Here is a 23,965-nt window from a genome sequence, read left to right on the forward strand (position 1 = left end):
TCCGCGTCCGTTTAGCGTGATGGAGAAAAGCAGAGCAGCATCAAGGACATAAAGGCAGCTGAGCAGGCAGGTCCTGAGAAATGGGGTGGCCAGGAACACTCTGTTGGCATGAAGAAGAGCGCTCCGAGGACGAAGGTGGCAGAGGGACTGCGCGCGCTGGTGTCGGCCGAAGACATCCTGGAGGCCGCGCGTCGGCTGGGAGCCTTGCAGCGCCAACGCAAGGTGGACCTGGTGGCGCTGGTGGAGTCCACCGTGGCCGCGGTGACGCCCGTGCCCGGCACGCAGACGACGGCCTTCGTCAATTACATCGCGCTCACCGGGCAGAAGCTGGCGCCCAGCGCCTTCTACGAGCGCTTCAACGACGCCTTCGGACAGTTGATGCGGGAGGTGGCCTCTCGGGCCGTCCAGGCCGTGCGGGAGGTGGCCGGCGAGGACAAGCCATTCAACGAACTGGGGGCGCTGCTGGACGAGTTCACGGACGTGCGGGTGGCCGACTCCACGTGCCAGTTGCTGCGGCGACTGGCGGCCGACTGGGCGCCGTCCACCAGCGAGGCGAGGCCGGCCGCCTTCAAGTGGCATGCGCTGGTGTCGCTGAAGGACGAGTTGCCGGTGGCCGAGGGGGTGACGCCCCAACGCACCCAGGATACGCGCGCCCTGCCCGACGGGGCGCTGGAGCCCGGCACGCTCACCTTCCTGGACCTGGGGTACACGGACACGGGCCGCTTCCTCGATGCGATTGAGGCCGGGGCCCACTTCCTGGTGCGCCTGAAGGCCCAGCACGACCCGAAGGTGCTGCGAGTGCACGAGGGCAAGGGCGAGCGCGTCCGGGCCCGTGGCATGCGCCTGACAGACGCGCTGCTGCAGGGCGTCCTCCAGGAGGAGGGCGGTGTCATCGACGTGGACGTACAGCTGGAGAAGCACGGACGCATGGCCCAGGCGCGCGTGGTGGCCGTGCAGGGCCCGGAGGGGGGAGCGGCGCTGGTACCTGACGACGGTGGGCCGGCACGTGCTGACAGCGCTCGAGGTGGCCGAGGCCTACCGTCTGCGCTGGCGGGTGGAGCTGCTTTTCAAAGCCCTCACATCCGGCGTGGGATTGACGGCGCTGCGCGCCACCCGGCCTGGAGCCGTCCTCTCGTTGGTTTACGCCAAGGTGATTGCCCTCGCCCTCTCGCGGCTGCTGGAGTTGTCGTTGCAACAGAAGGCAGGCGAACCGGAGCAGCAGCAGGCGACAGGGCAGCTCGCGCTGGTGCTGGCGCTGACCCGCTGCGCCCCGCTGCTGCTGTCGCATGCGATGATGTGCCGAGGCGTGACGCTGGAGCAGTTGGAGGAGCGCATCCTGCTCATCGCCGAGGTGACGGCGCGTTCACGCCAGCAGCGCCGCGAGCGGGAACGGCGTAAGCGCGAGGCTTCCCTCGGGAGCGGCGGCTAAACCGGAAGCGGATGCACGGGCGCCCCCGGAACCATCGAGGAGGCGGTGGCGCTCATCAACTCCCTGCCCCGCCCCACTTCCGTGGCCTGCCTCGTGGAGAGTCTGGACCGTCCCCTGCGGATGAGTGCCACGGAGAGCGAATTCAGCGCGCAGCCCGCGCATGGCCGGCGCAGCCCTCGCATCTTCCTGTTCTCGGGCTCCCTCATCCTCTCCGTCGTCCCCGACGGCCCGGGAGCGGAGATCGTCGAGTTCAGCCAACTGGACGCCTCCGGCCGCTCCATCAAGGGAGAACTGGCCTTCCCCATCGAAGCCGAGGTGCCCCCCGAGGCTCCGTACACGAAGGTCATGTTCCAGCCCGACCTCACCGGCTGCGCGTTCTGTCACGCGGACGAGAAGCCCGCGTATCGCGTGGGGAACGCGTGGGCCTACTCCTCCCAGGCGCTGCGCCCGGTGGACTCCTCGCTCGTCCCAATCGAAGAGCTCCGGCGGGAAGCCTCCACCTGCGACGCCTCCGTCGAACCCGAGCGCTGCCGACTCCTTCAGGAACTCTTCGAGCACGGCTTTCCACGCGCTCACGCCTTTCCCTCGTCGCTCCCGACCTTCCCCTGATTCAGGCCTCGAATGGGCTGCGGTTGCGGAACTGCGGGGTGGCAGCTGGTACAGCGTCAGGAGCGCCCTGTGAGCAACCCCAGCGGCACGTAGGGAATGGCGTCTGGAAGGGAAGCGAGGTCAATCAACCCACGCTCCTGCCCCACCTGCAGGGCAGCGAGCAGGCGCACATGCAGGAAGGCTTCTGGGTCGGTGCGCCACAGGCCCTGGGCCATCGCGGCCACGTACTGGGGCTCGAGTTGCTTGAATAGCGCAGGAACCTCCTGCCCCCGGCCCCGGATCATCAGGCTGAGCGTCTGCGTCAGGAAGCTGTCCAGCAGGGGGAGTGCCTTGTGGCGGATGCGCACCAGGTGCCGGGCCGCCCGCGGCTCGTCCTCCGCGAGGAAGGCGAGCAGCATCAGCGCGGGCTCGCGCTCGACGGGGCCGCAGCCGGTGTAGTGGGTGGTAGAGAACGGCGGCTCGAAGGCCATCCTCAGCGGGGCCAGCTCTCGGGCCTCCCGTGTCCGGCACAGGACCCGCACGGACGCCAGCATGGCGAAGTCGCAGGGGGAAAAACCGAAGCGCTGCGGATCTGGCGGGAGCGCTCGGGCAAGGTCCCGGCTGAACACCTCTTCCTCGGCAATCAACTGGCGGCGAGCTTCGTCAGGGGCGCGATCGAGCAGCATCGCAGCCGCCGCCCGGGACAGGCCCTCGGGGCCCGTCCGTCTTCGCTCCAGGACGGCTCGCTCCGCGTCGGTCAGGCTCATGGGTAGGTAAACTCCTGGATGAGCCTGGCGGGTTGGCCATGTGGCGTGGACACGACGGCGCCGCTCAAGGTGCCGTCGTCCAGCGCCTCCCGCAGGCGGGCCGCCGTGGCTTCATGGCCCGCATCGAAGAGTCGGTCAATCTGCCGCCTCACCCACCGAGTGCTCATCTGACCAGGCGACAGCTCCGCCGTTCCACCCTTGTACTCCACTATCCACAGCCGGCCCGCATCGTCGACGAAGACGTCATCCAGCCCCTGGCCATAGCGCCCGTTGAACTCGAAGGGGTTGATCCAATGCTCCCACTGCCGCCAGCCTCGCCCTTCCAGCAGGGCCCGCCCCTCACTCACGCCAATCTCGTAGGACTGCTCGATGGCGCCCACCGTCCTCGCGCGCGACTCTGGCAGTGCCCTGACGTCCGGGACCAGCGCCTCCGCGGCGCTCGGAACAGCGGCCCGCTCTTGCATCGCGGACTGGAGGGCCCTGGGCGACAGTGCGTCGGCCTGGGTTCTGGCGACGACCGCCTGGGCCTCCAGCACATCGAGGACCTCGTCGTCTTCCAGGCCGAGGAACCGGCCGTAGGCGGCGGCATCGTCGATGGAGTCGGGGCTGAGCGCCGCGCGCAGTTCCTGCGAGAGGCCCGACGCGGGGAGGAAGCCATCTCGGGCCCGTCGCAGACCTTCGTCGTGAAGCCGCTTGAGGGCGGTGAGTTCCTCGGGCGCCAGTCGCTCAATGTCCAGGAGAAACTCCGCCCGGCGCAATTCGGCCAGGAACTGGTCGAAGCGCCAGTAACCCCGGCGGGCCAGATGCCAGGCCATCACCATGAGCCGGCCACCCGCCTCCGTGACAGCGCCGATGATGTCATTCGCGCGCGTCGCGACTCCCAGCAGGGCCTGCCACTGCTGGCGCAGCGCATCCTCGGCATTGACCGCCCTGTTCGCCGCGCTGGCAATCCGAGCATCCAGTGACGGGATCTCGTTCACGGCCCGGCGGAACGCGGCCAACTCGCCCGTGGTGTTGAACGCCTCCGCGGCGGGGCGCAGGGCGCGCACCGCGGCCAGGGCCGAGCCGAAGTCCGCCGCCGCTCCAACCACGGCCAGCACGAGCCAGGCAATCGACGGGTCCTCGGAGAGAAGCTGCGCGTCGGAGGCTCGCTCCATGCGCAGGTACTCCCGCCAGGCGTCCATCGCCTGCCAGGCGCTCAACCCGAACGCGGTGACGCCCGCAGCGGCCGCAAGGGTGCCAGTGCCGAAGCTCAGCACGGTCAGTGCCAGCGTGACGACACCGAGGAGGAGCCCCTCGACAAGGGCCTCAATGCCCTCATCCGAGACGTGGTCCCGGATGATCCGGTCGTAGATGGTACCCGGCGTGATTCCCTGCGCCTCGTATGAGGCCGCCAGCAGCTCATCGAGCTTGTAGATGAGGCTGGGGCCGGCATGGAGTTCCGCTCGCGTGGACACCACCGATGCGCGGTGCTCGGAAACGTAGGCGAGCACGAGCCGCTGGACGTCATCCGGCGCGGCGCGGCCCAGCCGCTCCAGCGGAAAGTCCGGGAGGCCGAGGAGGGGGTGGTCACTGGCAAGCGGCCGCAGGGCCTCGGTGCCGGCGCGCTCCGCCTCCACCGACGCGAAGGCAGCCTCCAGAGCCACCTCGTCGTTGAAGCCCCCTCCCTCGTCCATCGCATGCCGGGGCCGCCAGGTGGCCCGCTCGCCCTGCACGTCCGCCTCGGCGTAGTGCGCCGGGGCCCCGGTGGCCGCCACGGCCCGCGCCAGGGCGGCGGCCTCCGCGGGGTCTGAGTAGCGCTGCTCGGCGACGAAGAGCAGGTGGTCGAACCGGTCAAGCAGCACGTCCGCCACCCGGACCGTCTCGCGCTCGAAGGCGCCGCGCCACGCCCCTATCGCCTGCTCGAACTCCGCGATGCTCGCGAAGCCATGGGCGTGGAGGGATGCCTCCAGCGTCTCGCGCATGCGCGGTGCCTCGAGGCGCGCGTTCACGACGTCCGGGTCGCTCACGCCGAACTCGTCGCTGGCCGGCAAGCCCGCGAGGCTCTCGGTGGCCTGCATGTTCCGGTAGAGGGAGTAGACCTCATCGAGGCCGTAGAGGCGGGTGGAGAGACGACCGCGCTCCAGGGATTCCTGCCTCCGCTCCGCCTCTTCGGCGAGGTAGTTGCCGAGCGAAGACTCGAATGTGGCCCAGTCGTCCGTCACGCCGCCAATGCGCGACTGCCAGTCGGCGAGCTCGGCCGCGGAGAGCGATGCCAGCCGCTGGCCCACGCGCAGCGCTCTGTCGTAGTCCGCAGGCGACAGGTGCCGGGTGCTCCGGGGGTCGAAAAGGATGGCCCGGACGTGCGCTGGGAGGGACAGGAGGGCCCGGCGCGTCCGGACGAGGTTCGCGCGGAGGTGGCGCCAGTACTCGGCCATGCGCCGGTCATCCTGGCTCGTTCCGAGGCGCTCTCCCGGACGGTATTGGGTGCGCTCCCAGAATCGCCGGTCGACTTCAGCATGGAGGGCATCGCGCTCCGCCGGGTCCAGGCCGCTCACCTCCTCCTGGATTTCGGCTTGCTCCTCGGGCGAGGTCGCTGAGAGTGAGCGGTCCCGGACATGGATGAGCACGTAGCCCCGCCGGACGTCCTCTGCGCTCGCGGACTGGGGCGTTCCCGCCCAGCGCCAGTCCGCGGCTTCCCGGGCGGCCCGCGCCTCGTCGAGCGTCTGCAAGCGCGTGTACTGCCGGATGAACTCCAGGAGCAGCGTGTCAGAGTCCAGTTCCTGGCCGACGCAAACAGAGAAGTAGAACGTGATGCCGCGGGGCTGTTCCTGCCGCAGGAGCGCCGGAGGGCCGCCGCGCTGCTGGAGCACGTGCGTCAGCTCGTGTGCCAGCAGTGACCGTCCCTCAGCGCTTTCCGGCGCCCACGCGCCGTGCGAGAAGCCGACGTGCGCACCGAAGCTGAAGGCACGTGCGCCCAGGGCACGGGCTACCGTGTCCGCTCCCTCGCCGACGTGGAGTCGCACGTCCTCAAGGGGCTGCCCGAAGCGGTGGGCGAATGAGGCTCGCACCGGTGCCGGGAAGGGGCTGCCCGGCTCGCGAAGGGCATGGGCCATGAGCGTCCGCTCGGCCACACCCGCCGGCGCGGCAGGCCGGGCGAGCACCCGTGCCTGCTGGCCGGTCATTCCGCCAAAGGCGAGCCGCTCCGCCTCGGCTTCAAGCTGTGCGTGGCCCGCTGCCGCCCGCGGCGCGGCGGACACGGAGCCAAAGCGCTGGGTGACGAACCGACGCGCCTCTCCTTCGAGCCCACCGCCGCCCGCTGATGCCGACCAGGCCTTGGGCAGAAGCTCTCGTTCCTTGGCGGAGTAGAGCGGAATTTTCGCGAAGTCGAAGGAAGCCGCCGGCAGCCCCCGTGGGACCTGCTCGGCTTCGCTTGAGGGAGACTGTTCATCCCCAAGGACGCGGCGCAGCGCCTCATGACCGTCCCGACATCCAGCACACGAGGATTGGGGACGCTTCCCATTCGTCGCCGGAGCCGGGCCCGCACGGTTCCGCTCCAAGAAGATCCGGGAACCCATTCCGCGCTCCTTTGCCAATGCATTGCGTCTTCTTGTGCTTGTCCCATTCTAGCACCAATGCCGGTCAGTTAGGCTGGGGGCGCTTCACCCACTTCTTGTCGTAGTTACTCATCTTGATTTTTACGACTCGAGGGAAGCGCCTCTCGCTCCTTCGTTCCGGTAACAGCAGCAACCCCAGGTGCCTGCGCAAATCGAGCAGGTGCTCTGGAATCCGCCCGGGTGCCAGCGGCGGGGTCGACCAGACCAGCCATGCGTTTCGGATGAGCGCCAGCGCATTGACGAAGCTGATGCGCGTCGGCTCCACGCCGGCTTCGTTCGCGGCCCGTTCCATCTCCACGCGTACCAGGTTGTAGGCCAGCAGGATGCCCCAGACCTCCTGCCGGACACCTTGGGGCGTGCGACTGCGGATGGCTTCCTGCCGGTCCAAGAGGTGCGTCTTGATTTCGTCGTACCCCAGCTCGATTTCCCATCGCTCGTGGTACAGCTGGACAATCTTTTGGGCCGGGTACTTCTTCGGGTCCAGCAGCGACGTCAGCAGCACTGCGGCACGGAAGCCCGGTCGCTGGTAGCGGATGGCCCTCATGCGGACGGCTTCGGGCAGGGGCTTGGCGCTCGAAGCGCGCATGGAGCGGGTGACCGGCAGTTCCACCAGGTCATCGTTCTGACCGAGCTTCTCGACCCGGACGGGTTTCATATGAGCCTTGGCCCGCACCAGCCAGTGCCGGTTCTTGGCCCCCGAGGAAATCTCCATCAGGTCGCGGACCGCGGTGAAGTTGTGGTCGACGATGACGACTGAATTCTCTGGCAGCTGACTCCATAGCTCCGCCGCCAGTGTCACCTCTCCCGTGGCGTAGGCCCCAAAGCGCACCGCCGCCACCAGGTGGGAGCGTGCCGCCTCAGCGCCACCGCCCGCACCGTTGGGTAGGCGCTACCGGCGCGAGTGCCGTTACCCGGACTGCCACCGAACTGACTCCAGTTGTCGGGCGAGTCCGGCACCCGCACCGTCGTGCCATCCAGGGCATAGACGGCCAGCTTGTGCCAGGGGCGCGCCCGGGCGCTGCGGTGGGCCCACACCGAGGCCGTCGTATTGAAGAGGTACTCCATCGGCTCGTCGCCCAGGCGCTGGCGTGCCTGGGTCAAAGCGCTCGGCGCCACGTCCGTCGAGCCCGCCCCCGTCGGCAACGCCACATTCAGCATGGACGCGACGCGCTGGATGGACTCATTGCGCATCAGCGCCATGCCCACCACCAACCAGATGACCTGGTCTGCCGGCAGGCGCCGACGGCGTATCGAGGCGAAGCCGGTGGCCACCACGGCTTCCTCCACCCATACCGGGTCAATGTGCTGCCGAAACCGGTCGAACTGCTCGGGGGCCACCATCGCAGCCCCCTGGATGGCCTGGGAAAGCCCCATGTGGCGATCTCCAAGAATGAGATCGCCACACCCTCAACCATGGCGGTAGGTCCTCGCAAGGACCACCTATCTGATCGGCATTGGGGCCAGGTGCGCCCATCGCCGCTCGCGTTCACATCCTGCGTTCCCTCCATGGAAACGCCCGCCAAGGGGGAGACGCTTCTGGCCAGGCAGGGGACGGCGAGCGAGGAGGTCCTCCTCGCCTCGAGGCCCATCCGGCGGCTGGAGCCATCGGCTCCCTTCTTGTGCTCGGACTCGGGCCTCTTCGCCCAGGCGCAGTCGCCGCGGCGCACTCAATTGGTCAACGCAACACCTGCTGCAGTTTGGCTGCTGGGGGCTCGAACTCCAGGGTCCTTTCGGGGGCGCCGACTCCGTCAAGGCCAGGTCACGGGCCACCTGGGGGTGGACTTGCCCTGCTCCAGCACCCGTTTCACCGCCCCATGCTTCTCGACCGGGTCGTTCAAATCGGCCTCGGCTTTCCGGAAGGCGCTCGTGGCGCGGTGGGGGCTGTCGGCTGTGCGGGGGTGGGCTCTTCCGCCGGAGGGGGCTGTGCCGGAGGTGAGATGCGATGCTCCCCATGAGGGTAGGTCACCGTGACATCCGCCCAGAGAGGGTCGTGGTCGGAGTAGAGCGACTTGGTGGCATCGGCGTCGTTAACGGTGACCTCGGGGCTCACGAAGAGATAGTCGAACTTCTCCATGACGCCGCCCAACCAGCCCTTCGGAAGCTCGCCATGAGTGTGCTCGCCGTCGCGGCACCCCCCTGCCCCGGAATTGCGCTCGTTGATGTCATTCCCACAGGGGCTGTCGACTTCCTTGAGCGACCCGTGCGCGCCCAGTCCGTAGTCAGAGAGATAGAAGCTGCTCAGCGCCTCGGACCCAGGCACGTCATTCAGGTCGCCGCCGAGAATCACGGTGTAGCCCGCGTAGTTCTGGGCCAGCAGACTGCTCGCCCGCTCCGCTTCCTGCTGTCGCTGTCCCCTGTGGTCATCACCGTTGACGAGATGGGCCGCACAGACAACCAGACGCCTCGAATCCGAATTCAGACACAGCATCCCGCGTTGCTCGCGGCCCGGGCCGCTCTGCAAGTCAAATGACTCCATCTGGAGGTCGGAGAAGTCTTTCCGGTAGATGATGGCATTGCCAAACCGAGAGTTGTGTTTACACAGAGCCGGCTGGAGGTTGCCCTTGTCGTCGCGCTTGAAGACAGGATCGAACTTGACGTTGTAGTCAGGCAATTGCTCGTCGAGGTAGTCCAACCAGTCCTTGCAGCCCTCGTTGATGGTGACAAATGCCAGCTTGGGGCTGCGGTCCTTGATGCTTCGCACCAGGGCTTCGGGCGCCTTGAGGCCTGGGCCATGCTCCTCCTCGCTTTTACCGTACTCATCGCTTCCACCCGCCATGTTGAACTGGCCGATGAGGATGCGCTCCGAGTAGTCCTGGGCGGGCTCAACCGGCGCCATCAGCACCACCGCCGCCAAGGCGAGCACCAACGCCGTCAGCGGACTGGCAAGCGCGCGTGGGCAAGGGACTCTCTTCGATGGCTCCATGTGTTTTTCCCTCCCTGTCAGAGCGGCGGCCGGGGGCCAGGTGCGCCCATCGCCGCTCGCGTTCACATCCTGGGTTTCCTCCATGGAAACCCGCGCCAAGGAGGAGACGCTTCTGGCCAGGCGGGGGGCGGATGGAGCCATCGGCTGGTGGAGCCGCGTGCGCCCTGAAGGCGCGTCAGTCGTTCAACCGCCCATCCCTGCCTGGCTGTCGGCTGGAGCGCGCAACGCGCAGCACTGCAGAGGACCTCGACTGCAAGAACGAGAAGAGCGGCCTCACCTTCTAGTTGCTGCCAGCGTAGCGGGTCCGAGGGACAGGCCTCGCGGAGGAGAATCCATGGAATTGCTCATCATCCTCTTCTTCTTCGCCTGCATGGCCCTTGTGTGCATCGCCCTTGCGGCCCTCGTGTTCCACTTCTTCCGCGGCCGTCGTCTCGAGCCCGTCCTCAAGCGGCCGGGGCGCGTTGTCGCCAAACGGCAGGCGTTCACGAGCTACGGGGCGATCGCGAGCTACGGCCAGGCCTACTTCGTGACGTTCGAGTTCCAGGACGGCAGCCGCGACGAGTTCGAGACCTTCGACAGGCAGTATGGCCTCCTGGCCGAAGGCGACCAGGGCACCCTCACGACGCAGGGAAGGAGGCTCAAGGGGTTTGCGCGGCAGCGGCCCCAACGAGGACCGGGCCTCCCCCGGCCGCTCCCTACGTAGTCCGCGACACACCGCCCCTCCAGCAGCCGGGCCGACGTGAGGCCGTATCCTGAGTCCGAGCACGCCAGGCGAACATCCCCAGCCGCCGCTGCTGGGCCTTGGGGGCCACGAACACCTTGCCAGCGAACACGTGGAAGACGCGCACCAGCCGGGGGTCCGCCTCGCCCCGCCGCTGGCGGAGGCAGGTGAGGTGGGACGCGGCCTGCCCCGGTACGTGGAGCGGGACTTCGCCAGGTACCTGGAAGGCGGAGTGCTCATCGCCTTCTCGTGCAAGGGGCGAGGGGTGTGCCCCTCCTGCAACGCGAACCTTCTTCTTCATGGCGGATGCGCCGGACAAGCGCCTCCTCTGGTTCTGCCGGTCCGCGTCTTCGTGCGGAAGGATGCGCGCGGCTGCGGTTCGTGACGCGGTGGACGGAGGGGGCACATCCGGGGTCCAATCCCGGCCTTCATGACCCCAGACGAAGTGCAGAGAGTCCTGGCCGACGCGGAGTTGGTGCCGTGCGCGGAGCTGTCACTCGCGGACGCCCGGAGGATGGTGGAGGGCTTCCTGGACGCGGACGTCCCCGCGCTCGTCCACCGTGAGGCGTGCGGCAAGGTCGGCTGCTCTCCGAAGTTCCAGGTGCTGGTGCGGCCCGATGATGGGCCCCGGGTGGCCGCCCTGCTCCAGCAGGGATGGCTGGAGATGGTGCGCCGCGAGGGGCTGATGCCAGAGGGGGCGACTCCCCGCCTCGTGACCGCCGTCCCGTCAGAAGCCACCGAAGAAGAGGGAGAGCCTCCCTGCCCGGCCTGCGGAACGGTCGCCCCGCTGGTGGCGGGCGCCTGCAGCGACTGCGGTCTCCAACTCGAGTAATCCGCCGCGTTCACGGAGGAGGACAGGGCGCTTGCGCGCCTGGTATTGAGCCCAAGCCCCCACGGTGACCTGGAAGCCCACGCCCCTGCGGCCTGCCGCCCGGCTGGCATCGCGAGGGCGACAGTAGAAAGCAGGCGGGCCAATGGGCCCTCGGTCCGCTCCGTGCTCATCCAGCCTCAATCGTCATCCAGGGGAGCATTCAGGTGGGGGAGGATCGCGCTTGCGTAGCCTCTCTGCCCGGCCTTGTTGGGATGGAAGGGCGCCTCATCGCCGTGCAACCCGTTGAACCATTCGCTACCTTCTCCGCAGATCTGGTGACCCTCGAAATTCGGCGCCGGTTCGACGAAGCGGGCTCCCTCCCGTTCAGCCACCGCGCGGAGTTCCTTGTTGATTCGTGCGGTGGCGTCGCGGACATCGCCTCTCATGCCGGTCGGGACGAACTGCCCCGCGGATTGAACACAATCCTTCGCCCTGTCGGTCGGCTCCATGATCACCGGGTAGCCGACCACAATGACCTGGGCGTTCGAGGACTTCATCTTGATCTCCTGGAGGATGGCCTGCAGGTCGCTCAAGACTCCGCCCAGTTTCGGATCCACCACCTTTTTGATGATATTGTTGCACGTCTCGCCAAGCCCAGGGAACGGCATTCTTGGCCTGTTGTCCGGCCCATAAAACTGGGCACGCACGCATTGCACGATCGTGTTCGCCCAATCGAGGTCATTGCCTCCGATGGAGATCGTGACCAGCCCGACGCTTTCATCCAAGTGACCGAGATGCTTATTCCTGGTTGCTCCCCATGGGGGTAGGTCACCTCTACATCCGCCCAGAGCGGGTCGTGGTCGGAGTAGAGAGACTTGGTGGCATCGGCGTCGTGAACAGTGACCTTGGGGCTCACGAAGAGATAGTCGAACTTCTCATTGATGCCACCGAGCAAGCCCCCCGGCAGCTCGCCGTGAGTGTGCTCGCCGTCGCGGCAGGAATCGCGCTCATTGATGTCATCCCCGCAGGGGCTGTCGACTTCCTTTAGCGCCCCATGCGCGTCCTGTCCGTAGTCAGAGAGATAGAAGCTGCTCAGCGCCTCGGACCCAGGCTCGTCATTCAGGTCGCCACCGAGTATCACGGTGTAGGCCGCGTAGTCCTTGGCCAGCCAGCGGCGCACCCGCTCCGCCTCCTGCTCTCGCTGTTCCCTGTGGTCCTCACCGCTGACGAGATGGACCGTACAGACCACCAGACGTTTCGAATCCGACCCCAGACACAGCATCTTGCGTTGCGCGTGCCCCACGGCGTCCTGCAACTCATATGACTTCGTCTGGAAGTCGGAGAAGTCTTTGCGGTAGATGATGGCATTGCCGAACTGGGAGTCGTGTCTACATGGCTGCGGCTGCGGGTTGCCCTTGTCGTCGTTCTTGAAGACAGGGTCGAACTTCACGTTGTAGTCAGGCAATTGCTCGTCGAGGTAGTCCAACCAGTCCTTGCAGCCCTCGTTGATGGTGACAAATGCCAGTGCGGGACTGCGGCCCTTGATGCTTCGTACCAGGGCTTCGGGCGCCTCGCTGCCATGGCCTCCGTACTCATCGCTTCCACCCGCCATGTTGAACTGGCCGATGAACATGCGCTCCGAGTAGTCCCTGGCGGGATCCTCCGGCGGAACCGGCGCCATCAGCACCACCGACGCCAGGGCGAGCACCAACGCCGTCAGCGGGCTGGCAAGCGCGCGTGGGCAAGGGACTCTCTTCAATGGCTCCATGTGTTTTCCCCTCCCTGTCAGCGCGGCGGCCGGGGGCCAGGTGCGCCCATCGCCGCTCGCGTTCACATCCTGGGTTTCCTCCATGGAAACGCGCGCCAAGGAGGAGACGCTTCTGGCCAGGCGGGGGGCGGATGGAGCCATCGGCTGGCGGAGCCGAGTGCGCCCTGAAGGCGCATCAGGCATTCAACCGCCCATCCCTGCTCCAGCTCCCGCGTCTTCGAGGACCTCAACTGCAAGAACGAGAAGACCGGCCTCACCTTCTAGTTGCGGCCAAGGTCGCGGACCCGAGGGACAGGCCTTGCGGAGGAGAATCCATGGAAATGCTCATTAAACTCTTCTTCGTCTGCATGGTCCTTGCGTGCATCGCCCTTGCGGCCCGCATCATCCGCGACCGTCTCGAGCCCGAGCTCACGCGGCAGGGGCGCGTCGTCGCCAAACGGCAGGCGATCAATGAATACGCCCGGAGGAGCTACCCCTACGCCCAGAGATACTCCTACACCCAGAGCTACTTCGTGACGTTCGAGTTCCAGGACGGCAGCCGCGACGAGTTCGAGACCTTCGACAGTCAGTATGGCCTCCTGGCCGAAGGCGACCAGGGCACCCTCATCACGCGGGGAAGGTGGCTCCAGGAGTTTGCGCGGCAGCCGACCCAACAAGGACAGAGCTTCCCTCGGCCGGTCCATACGTAGGCCGCGACACGCCGCCCCTCCTGCAACACGAAGCGGGCGCATGTGATGGCAGTGGACGCTGTCCTTTCCGCATCGGGTGCGGTGGGTGCTGCTCAAGGACGCAGGACTCCTCCAGCGGAGCCCACTCCTGCCGCAGGTACCGGCGGCCTCGCACGAGCAGCGCCGCCATCGCGAACCCGTTGAAGTGACGCGGGAGTGGGTCGGCTCCGGTCCAGACGTGAACGCGCCGCACGACCGGGCCTGACTCCTCGAGGGTGGACGCGTGGCCCGTCGCCAGGTCCACCAGGTCAAAGACATCGTGCGGCAACTCCTGGGCGCAGTGGAGCCCGAAGGCGTCGTCACCCAGCCGGAGCGGTTCACGCGTCCGGCTTGCATCCGGTCAAAGCGAACAGGCCGCGCGAGGCGCACGTCGCTTCTGGACGAAGGTGCTCACCGTGGCCTTGAAGCAAGCTGGCGCCGTGTAGAGCAGGAAGTGCGGCCCACCTTTGACGGTGACCAGGTTGACGCCCGCGGCTTCGGGCAGGAGGCGGAGATGGGCCTGGGCGCCAGCAAGAGGCGTCTTGGGGTCCATGTCGCCCTGGAGCACCAGCACCGGCGGAAGCGTGGCGGGAGAGCGGCCAAACCACTCGTCACGCGGATAGGCCAGTGACGTTCGACCGACGAGCTGCCCCGGCAGGCTGCTGACGAACAGGAGCCCTGCGGCTTCGGCATCCACCTGGGCCTGGGTAAGGCCTGGCCGGGCGTTGTTCTCGGAGGCGCTGATCACCGCGACGAGCGGAATGGAGATCGATGCCTGCGGGAAGTGGTCGAACGGGGCACCCAATGCCTCCAGGTCCTGCTCGACCTTCCGCAACGGCGCGAGGTCTCCGCCCCGGATGCCCGCGAGGATGAGGGGAATCCGCGCCCGCAGTGCCGGGCTGTCCAGCAGTGCCCCGAAGAAGAGTTTCGGACGCCCACCAGGGACCGCTTCCGACAACCTGGGATCATCGACAAGACTCTGCATGGCGGCGACCGCCGAATTCCCAAGACGCGCACGGCAGCCCGGATCCGCATCGCAACGCGCGAGCACCCCGCGGCCCACCTCGTCGACGACGGCCGAGCGATGACTGAGGTCCCACTGCTCGGTCGTTTCCGGAGGAACGAGGGAATCCAGCACGATCCCATCGAGCCGCTTCGGCGGGGCGACCGTCATCATGCGCAATACCAGCTGCGTGCCGTAGGAGACCCCATAGAGCCACGTCTTCCGGCCGGTGGAATATCGCTCCATCAGCGCGCGCAGATCGCGGGCGGAGTGCGTGATGGTGAAGGCGCGAGTGCGCTTGGAATGGGCCTCCAGCGCCTCGAAGCAGGTCGCCCACTCGGCGCCTTCGAGCGCGGCGCCGCCCGCACTGTCGGCGGACTCCTCCTTCTGGCAGAGCCGGCTCGAGAACCCCGTCCCGCGATGATCCGGGATCATCAGGTCGTATCCCGGGAAGGAAGACCGAAGGGTCTTCAGCAGCGGGTAGAACGAAGCCCCTGACTCGCCGGGGCCACCCGCCACCAGCCAGACCTGCCCGGCCGAACGCCCCACCGCCGGGAACTTGCGGACGAAAAGCTCGACCTGCTCCCCGTTGGGGGCCGCGTAGTCCAACGGCGCGCCGAAGCGAGCGCACAGGGAACCCGCGAGCGCCGCGTCCGACTTCGCGTCCGGGCAACCCACGAAGTCATCGGCACGGGACGCGGTGCCCTGCTCGGAGGCCCGCGCAAGGCCACCCAGACCGAGTGCACCCCAGAGGGCGACCACCGCTGCGAAAGTGGGGCATTTCATGTTCACGCTCCAAGAGAGCCCGGGAACTTCCCAGAGAGGCCCCACGATCGCAATTCACCCGGTCCCAGCCCACCTCTGGCCATCACTGGGAGGTGCGCCGTGGTCAGGGCGGCCCGGGGCCCAACTCCTGGGATGGCTGCAACGCCTGGGTCGATGCGAACGGTTACCTGCATCTCAAGATTGCCTGGCGCGACGCGCTGGGGCCCCGCGAAGGCTGCTCGGTTGTTTTCCGGAGATGGGCCGGACAATGGCAGCGAAGACATGGGGGGCCATGAGACTCGAGAAGGGAGCCTGTTTCACTGCGCGTGCCTTCTTCTTGTGTTCAGTGAAATCAGATGATTTCGCATTCACGGCGCAATGCCTGGAACGCCAATCGATGGACGGCGTGGGCACCGCCGCGGGGGGAGCACACATGAACCCGAGCAGCGCCCCATCCCAGTCCTCCCAGGACAAGGCTCCTGCCGCCCGGCACGAGGTGAGCGGAACCTCGATCCTCAACTTCCTGAAGCACTTCGACAAGAAGGGCGTGCGCGCCACCATGCGCCAGCGGGTGAGCCCCGCGACGGCCGTCTATTTCGACAAGCTCATCCTGCGCACATCGTGGGTGCATCGCTCGGTGCTGGACGACATCTACGCGGCGGTGGCGATGGACGGCGGCGAGGACGCCGTCCGCCGGTTCAGCCTGGAGGTGACCCGGGACGGCTATGGGCCCATGGTGCGCCAGTTCGCCGAGACGCTGCTGGGCCTGATGGGCGCCTCTCCGTCCACCCTCTTCAGCCGTTTCGGCGCCATTGGTGGCATGTACGAGCACGGCACTGAGTACCGCTACACCGAGCTCTCTCCCCGCTCCGGGGAACTGGTGGTGCGACTGGTGGAATCCGCCCCGCGCCTCGTCTTCGTCGCGTGGGAGGGCGTGTTCCAGTTCGTCTTCGAGCTCACCCGGGAGCAGGGCACTGTCGCGCCGGTGCAGGTCTCCGAGAACGGCCAGGTGGGCCGCTACCTGCTGAAGTGGTGAGCGCGGCGGCCCCTCAGGGCTTCAGCCGCCACGTCTCCTCAAGCCAGACTCCAGTCAACCGAAGTGATCAGACCGGGTGGCCCATTCCCATGGGCGAGGAAAAGGCTCCACCGACAAGAGTTCCTATACCAGCGCGATGGGCCCGACTGTTTGATGGCGCCGACAGCTTTGAGAAACATGCCTGCCGAAAGCGCGGTCATGTGGTTTGCGACCCCGACCCGGTGCCTCACCTGAACCAGGGCGAGAACCAAGTCAAGACAGGGAGATGGCAATGAAGGATCTAGGGGACAAGCCTTATTTCCGGCTCAAGCAGGATGAGATTTCCGACCTCATGGATGAAGACTGGATTCAGTTCACCTGCGAGGGCCGCTACCAGGTCAAGGCTCCCGTGAGCCTTTTTCGAAACCGATTCAGGGACTCCGTCAGCTGGAATGACAAGAGTCGAAGGGATCACAGCTATTCGGCGGCCCCCCGTCAGCGGCCCTCCTCGACCAACGGGCTGTCCTTCAACGGCCTGTCCAGCAGCGCCTTCGCGTCCTGGTTCCGCAAGGATCCGGTGCTGGCCGGACATGGTGATGCGGTACGTCGTCCACTGCGCCGTCCCGGAAGGCCAGCAGCGAACCTACGCGGACGCCACCACGCACCCGTCGCACACCTGGCCTGGAGGAGCAGGTGGTGTCCGCGTGCCTGACGGCGCATGTGAACAAGTACGGGATGCGGGTGCCCATCTCCGTGCTGGGGCGCCGGGCGGATGGCCTGGCCATTCCCGTCACGGAGGAGGAGGCGAGGGCGCCTTCGTGGGGCGTGACAAGGACCGGCTCAGGCCCCGCGAGAGTTCGTCCCGCGCCTGCTCGACGACGAGTCCGATGCGGAGGCCTGCACGGACGACCCGCCCGACTTGGAGGAGGTCAACCGCCGCCGCTGCGCACCGCTCGCCTGCGTCGGCCGCTGCGAGCGCCACTGCGGCATGGACGCGTCGAAGACGTTCTACGAGTCCTGCACCTGGAACGGCCTCACCTACCGGCCCCTCACCACGCGGATGGACAAGCGCAACCTCTACAAGTGCGGTGATGGCATCTGCCAGCCCACCGAGGTCTGCGGGGAGAAGAACGACTCCCTGAGCTGCAAGGACGACTGCGGCACCTGCGGCTGAGCGCCAGCCGAGGCGAGCTCCGCCCACGAGGGAGTCGTCCGCCAGTGCGTCTACTGGACGTGCTGGGACACCGGTGCGGGATGTCGTCCTCCCGCACCGGTGCTTCAAGCGACTGCTTCAGCAGCCCGAGCCGTACGCCAGCAGGAACGTGGTGCGGTCCGTGCTGTTCACCACGCCGTTGCCGTCCGCGTCCGCGTCCAGACTGCCCGCGTTCCACGCGTTGAGGAACGCGTCGCGGTCCGCCTGATTCACGGTGCCGTTGGTGTCGTAGTCGGCCGGGCAGAAGAACTGGATGTCCATCTTCCACCACGACGTCGCCGTACCCGCGGTGCCCTCGCGCGCGTCCACCAGCGCGGACACGTCCCCCTGCAGCGTGAAGGGCCCGGGGAACAGCCAGCCCTTGCGGCGCACCGAGTCCGAGTCCGTGTTGCCGATGTCGATGGACAGCACCGGCTCGCCGGTGGTGAGGCTCGCGATGTACACGAGCGACGTGGAGCCGCCGTACACCCCCGCTGTCGTGTCCGCCGTCGCATCGCCGGACACCGCGTAGCGCGCGAAGCGGTTGAGCTGGAACGTCAGGTAGAAGTCCGCGTTGCCCGTGGCGTAGCCGCGCCCGGTGGCCTGCGTCCAGCCATTCGCGGTGGCCCGGACCTCGGCGCTGATGCGGGAGCCGGTGATGCTCGACGTCTCCGTGCCCGAGCCATTCGAGTCCGCGTGGCTGTGCGTGTCGTCGTACTGCGGCTGCTCGCTGGCCTTCAGCTCCAGGCTCTCGTTGAAGTCCTCGAAGCCATTCGTCCGGCGCGAGTCGGACGCGTTGACGTTGGTGATGCCGGCGTCCTTCGCGATGACGGTGGCGGACACCGAGCGGGTGCCCTCCGACGGAGTGATGAACTGCGCCTGCGCGAGCGTGGACGTGGCCGCGAAGAGGGGAACAGCACCAGCCAGCATGTGAATGCGACGCATGGAAACCTCCAAGTTGCGTGACGGGGTCAAGCGCGCAACTTAGGCGCCCTGCCTGACGGAATCCCTACCAATCCGGTGACGGCCCGCCTGCGCTCGTCACTCCGCGAAACACAAGAAGAAATCCGTGCCCCTCGTCTCCCTCCCCCGCACCCCGAGCATTGACATCTCGCGGCGCCACGTGTTGCCGACCATACTCGACAATCGCTCCCGCCTCTCAAGCGAGCGGGGCCGGTGCGCGGCCCCGCCGCGACGGGACGTCAGTCCTTGGTCCAGCGGAACGTCACGCGGTCGCCGCCGCTGAGCCGGTCCGCGAGGTTGTAGAGCCTGTACATCTCGGTGTGGACCGCGAAGATTCCCTTCGCCTTGCTGAAGACGAAGTACGAGCCAGGGTCGGTCACGATGCTCGTCCACTGCGAGTTGGTGTTGCAGTTGGCCGTCGAAGCAGAAGGCCAGTTGCACCAGGAGTTGCCGTTCTCGTTCCACACCTTCCAGTGGTCGCCGCCGCCGACGAGGCCCACCTGCTTCCACCACGTCACGGCCGAGCCGGACTCCAGCCGGAACTCCACCACATCCGGCGACGCGGCGTTGTGCTCGACGATGACGTTGATGAGGTCACCGTCCGGCAGGTAGATGGGCTGGATGTCGGTGAGCCACGCCTTGTCACAGGTGATGCACGAGTTGAAGGTGTCGTTCGGGCCGGTGCACGAGCTGTTCGAGTACTCCAGCTGGTAGTCGTTGTTGTTCGCGCAGAAGGCACACGAATGCGCGTATCTGGCGCTGATGCACGTGAGGGAGGTGGTGGTGTGGGCCCGGGTGAAGTCCTCCCAGGTGATGGCCGTCGCGGCCATGGCGGAGACGGCGCGGCCCTCGTCCTCCTGCTGGGGCGCGGGCTGCTGGGGCTGGGTCGTCTCGGGGGCGGGCTGCTCCTGGGGGCCGCAGCCGGCGCCTCCCACGAGGGTGAGTCCGAGCACCGTCGACACGAGCCATTTCTGCATCTGCATGGTGAATGTACTTTCGTTGAGGAACGCCTGAGGACAGGCGCTTCGCGCGGCCGCGCCAGCGAAGAGGGGGCGAGTTGGGGAACGGCGGCCACCGGACCCAGCCCGCGTCGACACGTCGTTGCGCGCGGCGGGAACCCCGGTCCGCCCTTCATACGTAGGCCCCTCGAAACGCTGGTTGTGCGGCCCCCTCGATTTCTTCGGGAGCCGCTCGGCGGCCACCACCACGGGCTCACCCGCGTCCATGGTCACCGAGTCGATGGGCATGGCCCCCAGCCCTACAACGTCGGCGAGCGCGGAGGCAGGGCATCCGTCATGGGCAAGCCGGGGCCGTCTCTGTCATCCAGTTCTTCGGCTCGGCCTTGCAGGTGACGCGTTCCTCGTGCTGGGCGTGGTGGGCTTCGTCCAGCGGTGGCGCCGCCGCAGCCTGGAGCGCTACGAGGTCGTCTTCGCCCTCATCTTCGTCCTGCACTGGGCGGTCATCTCCTCCTTCTTCATCTGGTGGGCCGGGCACTCCATCGGGCCGCGCTTCTTCACCGACGTCCTGCCCTACCTCGTGCACAACTGGAACTCCTTCCCGGTGAACGTGGACAGGAATCCCTCGCGCGTCTGGGATTGGAAGGACGCGCAGCTACCAGGTCTTCGCCGCGGCGAGCACCTCGTTGAAGTCCATGCCGTTGACCCGCATCACCGCGAGCCAGTTGATGGGCCCCACGACGTCGAAGACGAGGCCCTTGCCGCCAGAGGCTTCGACGATGCTGGCCCCCGATGTGTTACCCGTGCCGACGCCGTAGACGATGCCCGAGCCCGCGAGCTCCACGCTCGCGAGACCCGCTCCGAAGTTGTTGTCTCCCACGGACGCCGCCACGTGGTACCGGCCATCGGGAACCTGGAGCCGGAACCTTGCTCCGGTCTGCATCGTCAGCACGAAGCTGGCCAGGCGCGCATCCTGGGTGCCCTTGCGGTCGCCTCGAGTCTGGAGACCGACCGCGTCCTGCCAGCCCCAACCGCGGGTCGCGTCGAAGGCGGAGTCGTCGGCCACCGCCCAGCCCGTCACCATCGGCGGTCCAGGAGGCTGGAAGTTCAGCGCGATCAGCTCCTGGGTCGCTCGCGGGATGACCTCGAGGGCCGCCTGGGCATCCACCGCCCCGACCTTCGCGTGGAGCGTCGTCGTTCCCTCCGACACGCCCCTGACCGTGCCGTCGGCCACCGTGGCGATCGACGCGCCGTCGGAGCTCCAGGTGGCCTCGCAGGTGACGTCGCGGGTGAAGAGGTCGGCGCCGCGGTGGTAGGAGCCGACGGCCGTGAGGCCCGCCGTCCCGCCGCGAGCCACCGTGAGCGCCGACGATGGCTGAATCGTCAACGCATCGAGCACGACGTCGCCCGTCATCGGCACCACTTCGATGACCCGGGCGCCCACCAGCCCGCGCCGGGTGAGGGGGTCGGTGTAGCTGGCCTGCAGCCGGGCCCGGCCCGGGTTGATTGCCCGGAAGGTGCCGTCCTCATCCAGGGTCGCAACCTCCGGGTCGAGCGAGCTGAACGTGATTCCCGAGGTGGGGACGACCGAGGTTCCGTCCTGGAACACCGCCGTCACCCCCAGCTTGCCGGTCGAGTTCGCCTCGACCTTCGCGTCAGGCGCCGTCACGTCGATGCGCCGCAACAGGCGAGCAGGTCTCGGATCGAGCCGGTAGACGAAGACATGGGTGTCGACGGTATTGACCACCACGAAGACATTCAGGCTCGGCACGTAGCGGAACCGCCCGAACGTCCCGTTCATGTTGGCCGGTCCGGGCACCACCGTGCCCAGCGCCGCACGCTTCGTCCAGACGCGGGTGTCGAGGTTCAGCGTGTAGATGTCCCCGCCCCCGTTCCAGGCCACGAGCTGATCGGTCACCGGGTCGTAGTCGACGCCGGGATTTCCCACCGCTTCAATCTCCCGCGCGCCCGTGGTCGCCAGCCGCGTGCGCTTCGGAACGAACTTCCCCAGCGCGTCGATGGTCCAGGTGTCGGTGGAGCCCTGACCGACCTCGACGTACAGCTTGCGCCGGGGATCGACGACCGCGTTCTTGTAATAGCCGAGTTGGTCCGCCTCACCGCGGATGGTCCACCTGCCGGTGGCGGGATCCCAGACCGACACCGCCTCCGCGCCGGAGTGGTACCAGAGGACGCGGGTGTTGGGGTCGTAGGCGGAATTGGCGCCGGTGCGCGTCCCGAGCTGTGGCAGCTCGGGGTGATTCTCCCAGCGCCGGGTGTCGAGGTTGAGCGCTGTCTGAGGCCAGCCATCCCAACCGATCGCGAGGAACCGGTCGAAGGGCGGAGGCAGGTACTCGAGCCCATCGTAGGTGTGGATGGCGCAATTGACGCCCAGCGCCCGGTCGGGACACTCCGCTCCGGGGCTCACCGGATCCGGGTCGGTCAGGCGGGCCCACGCGCCCGTCCGCAGATCGAAGCCGTAGATTTCGTTGCCGTAGTAACCGTTGTGCCCGCCGCCGGTGATGTAGAGCCGGTCGCGTTGGGTGTCGAGGGCACCACTCGACCAGTCGTTCATGATTCCGCTGATGCCCTCGCCCCAGCCGAGCCACGGATGCATCGCGGGGGAGAGGGCCGCGGCCCGCAGGTTCGAATTCGGGAACGCGTACCAGTGCCCCGGCGCCAACCCGGAGAGCGCATCGGGGAGTGGGTCCGGAATCGTCACCGTCACCGGATTGGACGGAGGACTCTCTCCCCCTTCGTCGGTGAGCGCCGTGACGGTGTACGTGTACGTCTCGCCCGGGACGACCGGGCGGTGGGCGAAGGCCGGCCGCTCGACCTGTCCGACCTGCCCCGCCCCCAGCAACACGCGGTAGCGCTTGACCGAGTCGGTCGTCGACGGCGCCCACGTCAGGGAGACTTCGAAGGCGGAGACGCTCGCCGCGACGAGCTGCGTGGGCGCGGCGGGCAGCGCGCGCCTCGGAGCGCAGGCGCTGGCACCTGCGTCGGTTCCCGCATCCGCTTCCGCGACAACTCCGCCGTCATTCGACGAAGTGGAACCGCCGGAACAGCCGGCTGAGCCCAGAATCAACACACCGAGGACAAGGCTTCGAACGAGCGAGGGAGGGGGCATCTGTGTCCAGTCCTGTTGGGGGGCACCGCGGTACTGACTCAGCTCCTCACGACGCCGTCGAAGACGCCGTAGCCGCCCGGGATGAAGAAGTCCTTTCCGGGCACGAGCCCATAGGCGCGGAGCACCGTCGCCGCGACGTCCTGCGAGGTCGGCGTCCGCGTCGCGATGTCCCCGGACTCCTCGACGAGCCTCACCGGAATGCCCATGGGCGAGCCGTCCATCCTCTCGTCGTAGCCGCCGATCATCTGGTTCCCCTGGATGCCGCCTCCCACCAGGAGGGCACACGTCGCGGGGTGGTGGTCGCTGCCCACCTTGGGGAACGTCCGCCCGAAGTCGCTGTAGACGTACACGAGCGTCTCATCCAGCAGCGAACGCGACGGGTCCGAGCGGCTCGGCGTCAGGCTCATCTCCAGGCACATGCGCCCCACCATCTCCAGGGCGATGCGCAGGTACTGGGCATGCACGATCTGGCCGTTGACGAAGTGGGAGTCGAAGGTGAAGCCCTCGATGCTCGTTGCCCGCAGGTTGACGGTCGACACCAGGTCGGACTTCAGCAACTGGAGCGCGAACGCATAGTCCCCCATCGACGGCATCGTGCCGCAGGCATCCGCATAGCCGGTGCAGGCCATCCAGTCCTCGGGATACGCGGGGTCGGCCTTGAGCTTCTCCCAGGCGGGCGTCTTCTCCAGCACCGACAGCATGTCCCGGCGAATCGTGCGACTGGCGCCCTTGTACGTGTCGTAGAGCTGCTCCAGGTACCCGTCCGTTCCGGCGCTGGAGGTGCCTCGCTCGCGGCGCACCGCCTTGAGCAGGGCCGAGTCCACCGCCGTCGCGGGCACCGTGCCGGACATGGGCGTGCCATCGAAGGCGAGGGCCGGCTCGTCCTTGCGCGCGCGCAGGCCGTGCCACGTGCCGTCTCGCCGGTCGGAGAGCGTGGGCTCCACGCTCGCGCTGGAGGAGAGCAGCGTCGGGTTCGCCAGCGCGGGCAGCCCGAGCGCCATCGGCAGCGGCCCTCCCAGGGCGACATTGGGCAGGGGCCGGTCCGGGAAGCGTGATGCCATCGCGTTGGCCACGACGGCCTGCACCGACGGAGCCCGGAAGGTGGAGCCGGCGACACCGGACATGCTCGCGATGAGGCCGCTCGCGTGCGCCGCCGTCCCCTGGTCCGCGCCCACCAGCAGCACCGCCTTCTCATAGAGCTTGTAGGCCGGGTTGGCCCACACGTACCCCTCCGGGCGGTAGACCTGGGCGTTGCCGACGACGGGGTTGTTCCCGTTCCTGTCCGCGGGATTGGACCAGTTCCAGTAGACGGGCACGCGCAGCTTGCGCGCGGGCCCGGGGGACATCAGGTCCACCGGAGAGCGGTCCAGGTGCTCCACCTGCTCGGGGTTGTACCCGTAGGCGTAGTTGCCTCCCTGCGCGGGAGGGATGAACTTCTGGATGCCCGCGCGGGTCATCGGCGCGAAGAAGGACTCCCAATGGAGTCCGCCCACCAGCCAGATGGCCAGCATCTTCGTGGGCCGGCCCGACGCCGACTGCGCCATCGCCGACGGCAGGCCATACCGCGCCATCAGCCCGACGTGCGCGGCCCCGAAGGCCGCTTGAAAGAGATTGCGACGAGAGAGCTTCATGGC

19 protein-coding genes and 2 pseudogenes are annotated in these 23,965 nt (G+C 67.6%); 9 read left to right on the plus strand and 12 right to left on the minus strand.

Features of this window, described 5'->3' with window-relative positions:
* Positions 1–378: 378 nt before the first annotated feature.
* The 3 genes and pseudogenes from D7X96_RS41705 to D7X96_RS03370 all read left to right on the plus strand — a co-directional run.
* Positions 379–810 (plus strand): annotated as a pseudogene (locus tag D7X96_RS41705) (transposase); the annotation flags it as partial.
* A gap of 196 nt (positions 811–1,006) precedes the next feature.
* Entirely contained in the window at positions 1,007–1,429 is a 423-nt protein-coding gene (locus D7X96_RS41710) for a transposase (RefSeq protein WP_368667099.1), read from the plus strand.
* A 45-nt stretch (positions 1,430–1,474) separates the two neighbouring features.
* Positions 1,475–2,038: a hypothetical protein gene (locus D7X96_RS03370; protein WP_121768959.1), complete on the plus strand. Its 564-nt coding sequence runs from the start codon at positions 1,475–1,477 to the stop codon at positions 2,036–2,038.
* Between the two features lie 56 nt (positions 2,039–2,094).
* On the opposite strand, the gene D7X96_RS03375 is transcribed toward D7X96_RS03370, so the two are convergent.
* The 5 genes from D7X96_RS03375 to D7X96_RS03390 form a co-directional block, all read right to left on the minus strand.
* Positions 2,095–2,784: a hypothetical protein gene (locus D7X96_RS03375; RefSeq protein ID WP_120546835.1), complete on the minus strand. Its 690-nt coding sequence runs from the start codon at positions 2,782–2,784 to the stop codon at positions 2,095–2,097.
* Complete coding sequence (locus D7X96_RS03380; protein WP_121768960.1) at positions 2,781–6,341, minus strand: eCIS core domain-containing protein; 3,561 nt, start codon at positions 6,339–6,341, stop codon at positions 2,781–2,783. The genes D7X96_RS03375 and D7X96_RS03380 overlap by 4 nt, the downstream gene beginning before the upstream one ends.
* Positions 6,342–6,405: 64 nt before the next feature.
* On the minus strand, positions 6,406–7,218 hold the full coding sequence (locus D7X96_RS40730) for an IS4 family transposase (RefSeq protein WP_244219431.1): 813 nt from the start codon (positions 7,216–7,218) through the stop codon (positions 6,406–6,408).
* Positions 7,176–7,754: a transposase domain-containing protein gene (locus tag D7X96_RS40735; RefSeq protein ID WP_233609417.1), complete on the minus strand. Its 579-nt coding sequence runs from the start codon at positions 7,752–7,754 to the stop codon at positions 7,176–7,178. Before D7X96_RS40735 ends, D7X96_RS40730 begins: the two co-directional genes overlap by 43 nt.
* A 460-nt stretch (positions 7,755–8,214) precedes the next feature.
* Positions 8,215–9,387: an endonuclease/exonuclease/phosphatase family protein gene (locus D7X96_RS03390; RefSeq protein WP_158626540.1), complete on the minus strand. Its 1,173-nt coding sequence runs from the start codon at positions 9,385–9,387 to the stop codon at positions 8,215–8,217.
* Between the two features lie 250 nt (positions 9,388–9,637).
* Between D7X96_RS03390 and D7X96_RS39840 the strand changes: the two genes are divergently transcribed.
* Positions 9,638–10,006: a DUF2500 domain-containing protein gene (locus D7X96_RS39840; RefSeq protein WP_158626429.1), complete on the plus strand. Its 369-nt coding sequence runs from the start codon at positions 9,638–9,640 to the stop codon at positions 10,004–10,006.
* Positions 10,007–10,454: 448 nt separating this feature from the next.
* A complete protein-coding gene (locus D7X96_RS03405; protein WP_120546830.1) occupies positions 10,455–10,856 on the plus strand; it encodes a hypothetical protein in 402 nt (133 codons plus the stop codon).
* A gap of 176 nt (positions 10,857–11,032) precedes the next feature.
* On the opposite strand, the gene D7X96_RS03410 is transcribed toward D7X96_RS03405, so the two are convergent.
* Positions 11,033–11,620, minus strand: a complete 588-nt coding sequence (locus D7X96_RS03410; protein WP_244219432.1) for an SGNH/GDSL hydrolase family protein — start codon at positions 11,618–11,620, stop codon at positions 11,033–11,035.
* A gap of 83 nt (positions 11,621–11,703) precedes the next feature.
* Positions 11,704–12,786: pseudogene (locus D7X96_RS41715) on the minus strand (endonuclease/exonuclease/phosphatase family protein); the annotation flags it as partial.
* A gap of 131 nt (positions 12,787–12,917) precedes the next feature.
* Here D7X96_RS41715 and D7X96_RS39845 point away from each other — a divergent pair.
* Positions 12,918–13,292, plus strand: a complete 375-nt coding sequence (locus D7X96_RS39845; protein WP_158616144.1) for a DUF2500 domain-containing protein — start codon at positions 12,918–12,920, stop codon at positions 13,290–13,292.
* 379 nt (positions 13,293–13,671) lie between these two features.
* On the opposite strand, the gene D7X96_RS03430 is transcribed toward D7X96_RS39845, so the two are convergent.
* Complete coding sequence (locus tag D7X96_RS03430; RefSeq protein WP_121768967.1) at positions 13,672–15,099, minus strand: alpha/beta fold hydrolase; 1,428 nt, start codon at positions 15,097–15,099, stop codon at positions 13,672–13,674.
* Between the two features lie 412 nt (positions 15,100–15,511).
* On the opposite strand from D7X96_RS03430, the gene D7X96_RS03435 reads away from it, so the two are divergent.
* The 3 genes from D7X96_RS03435 (at position 15,512) to D7X96_RS03440 (ending at position 17,267) form a co-directional block, all read left to right on the plus strand.
* Positions 15,512–16,114: a hypothetical protein gene (locus tag D7X96_RS03435; RefSeq protein WP_147442643.1), complete on the plus strand. Its 603-nt coding sequence runs from the start codon at positions 15,512–15,514 to the stop codon at positions 16,112–16,114.
* A 265-nt stretch (positions 16,115–16,379) separates the two neighbouring features.
* Positions 16,380–16,805, plus strand: coding sequence for a hypothetical protein (locus D7X96_RS39470; protein WP_147442642.1), 426 nt, complete (start codon positions 16,380–16,382; stop codon positions 16,803–16,805).
* Between the two features lie 207 nt (positions 16,806–17,012).
* Positions 17,013–17,267, plus strand: coding sequence for a hypothetical protein (locus D7X96_RS03440; protein WP_121768968.1), 255 nt, complete (start codon positions 17,013–17,015; stop codon positions 17,265–17,267).
* Positions 17,268–17,384: 117 nt separating this feature from the next.
* On the opposite strand, the gene D7X96_RS03445 is transcribed toward D7X96_RS03440, so the two are convergent.
* The 4 genes from D7X96_RS03445 to D7X96_RS03460 form a co-directional block, all read right to left on the minus strand.
* Positions 17,385–18,230, minus strand: coding sequence for a GC-type dockerin domain-anchored protein (locus D7X96_RS03445; protein ID WP_121724554.1), 846 nt, complete (start codon positions 18,228–18,230; stop codon positions 17,385–17,387).
* A 257-nt stretch (positions 18,231–18,487) separates the two neighbouring features.
* The gene (locus D7X96_RS03450) at positions 18,488–19,231 is read right to left on the minus strand and encodes a hypothetical protein (RefSeq protein WP_121768969.1); all 744 of its coding nucleotides are present in this window, start codon (positions 19,229–19,231) and stop codon (positions 18,488–18,490) included.
* 628 nt (positions 19,232–19,859) lie between these two features.
* Positions 19,860–22,331 carry an Ig-like domain-containing protein gene (locus tag D7X96_RS03455; protein ID WP_147468219.1) on the minus strand — a complete coding sequence of 824 codons (2,472 nt, stop codon included), beginning with the start codon at positions 22,329–22,331 and terminating at the stop codon, positions 19,860–19,862.
* 38 nt (positions 22,332–22,369) lie between these two features.
* Positions 22,370–23,962 (minus strand): DUF1501 domain-containing protein, encoded by a 1,593-nt coding sequence (locus D7X96_RS03460; protein ID WP_121768971.1) that lies wholly within the window; start codon positions 23,960–23,962, stop codon positions 22,370–22,372.
* Positions 23,963–23,965: the final 3 nt, after the last annotated feature.

Origin of the sequence: Corallococcus interemptor (genome assembly GCF_003668875.1) — a bacterium.
Lineage (GTDB): Bacteria > Myxococcota > Myxococcia > Myxococcales > Myxococcaceae > Corallococcus > Corallococcus interemptor.

What these genes read in the sequence shown, in the direction of transcription:
- D7X96_RS03380 (WP_121768960.1), bottom strand. Translation starts at nt 6,341, where the DNA reads ATGGGTTCCCGGATCTTCTTGGAGCGGAACCGTGCGGGCCCGGCTCCG.
- D7X96_RS03455 (WP_147468219.1), bottom strand. Translation starts at nt 22,331, where the DNA reads ATGCCCCCTCCCTCGCTCGTTCGAAGCCTTGTCCTCGGTGTGTTGATT.
- D7X96_RS03450 (WP_121768969.1), bottom strand. Translation starts at nt 19,231, where the DNA reads ATGCAGATGCAGAAATGGCTCGTGTCGACGGTGCTCGGACTCACCCTC.
- D7X96_RS03390 (WP_158626540.1), bottom strand. Translation starts at nt 9,387, where the DNA reads ATGGAGGAAACCCAGGATGTGAACGCGAGCGGCGATGGGCGCACCTGG.
- D7X96_RS03405 (WP_120546830.1), top strand. Translation starts at nt 10,455, where the DNA reads ATGACCCCAGACGAAGTGCAGAGAGTCCTGGCCGACGCGGAGTTGGTG.
- D7X96_RS39470 (WP_147442642.1), top strand. Translation starts at nt 16,380, where the DNA reads ATGGCAATGAAGGATCTAGGGGACAAGCCTTATTTCCGGCTCAAGCAG.
- D7X96_RS39840 (WP_158626429.1), top strand. Translation starts at nt 9,638, where the DNA reads ATGGAATTGCTCATCATCCTCTTCTTCTTCGCCTGCATGGCCCTTGTG.
- D7X96_RS03430 (WP_121768967.1), bottom strand. Translation starts at nt 15,099, where the DNA reads ATGAAATGCCCCACTTTCGCAGCGGTGGTCGCCCTCTGGGGTGCACTC.
- D7X96_RS39845 (WP_158616144.1), top strand. Translation starts at nt 12,918, where the DNA reads ATGGAAATGCTCATTAAACTCTTCTTCGTCTGCATGGTCCTTGCGTGC.
- D7X96_RS03375 (WP_120546835.1), bottom strand. Translation starts at nt 2,784, where the DNA reads ATGAGCCTGACCGACGCGGAGCGAGCCGTCCTGGAGCGAAGACGGACG.
- D7X96_RS03435 (WP_147442643.1), top strand. Translation starts at nt 15,512, where the DNA reads ATGAACCCGAGCAGCGCCCCATCCCAGTCCTCCCAGGACAAGGCTCCT.
- D7X96_RS03460 (WP_121768971.1), bottom strand. Translation starts at nt 23,962, where the DNA reads ATGAAGCTCTCTCGTCGCAATCTCTTTCAAGCGGCCTTCGGGGCCGCG.
- D7X96_RS40735 (WP_233609417.1), bottom strand. Translation starts at nt 7,754, where the DNA reads ATGGGGCTTTCCCAGGCCATCCAGGGGGCTGCGATGGTGGCCCCCGAG.
- D7X96_RS03445 (WP_121724554.1), bottom strand. Translation starts at nt 18,230, where the DNA reads ATGCGTCGCATTCACATGCTGGCTGGTGCTGTTCCCCTCTTCGCGGCC.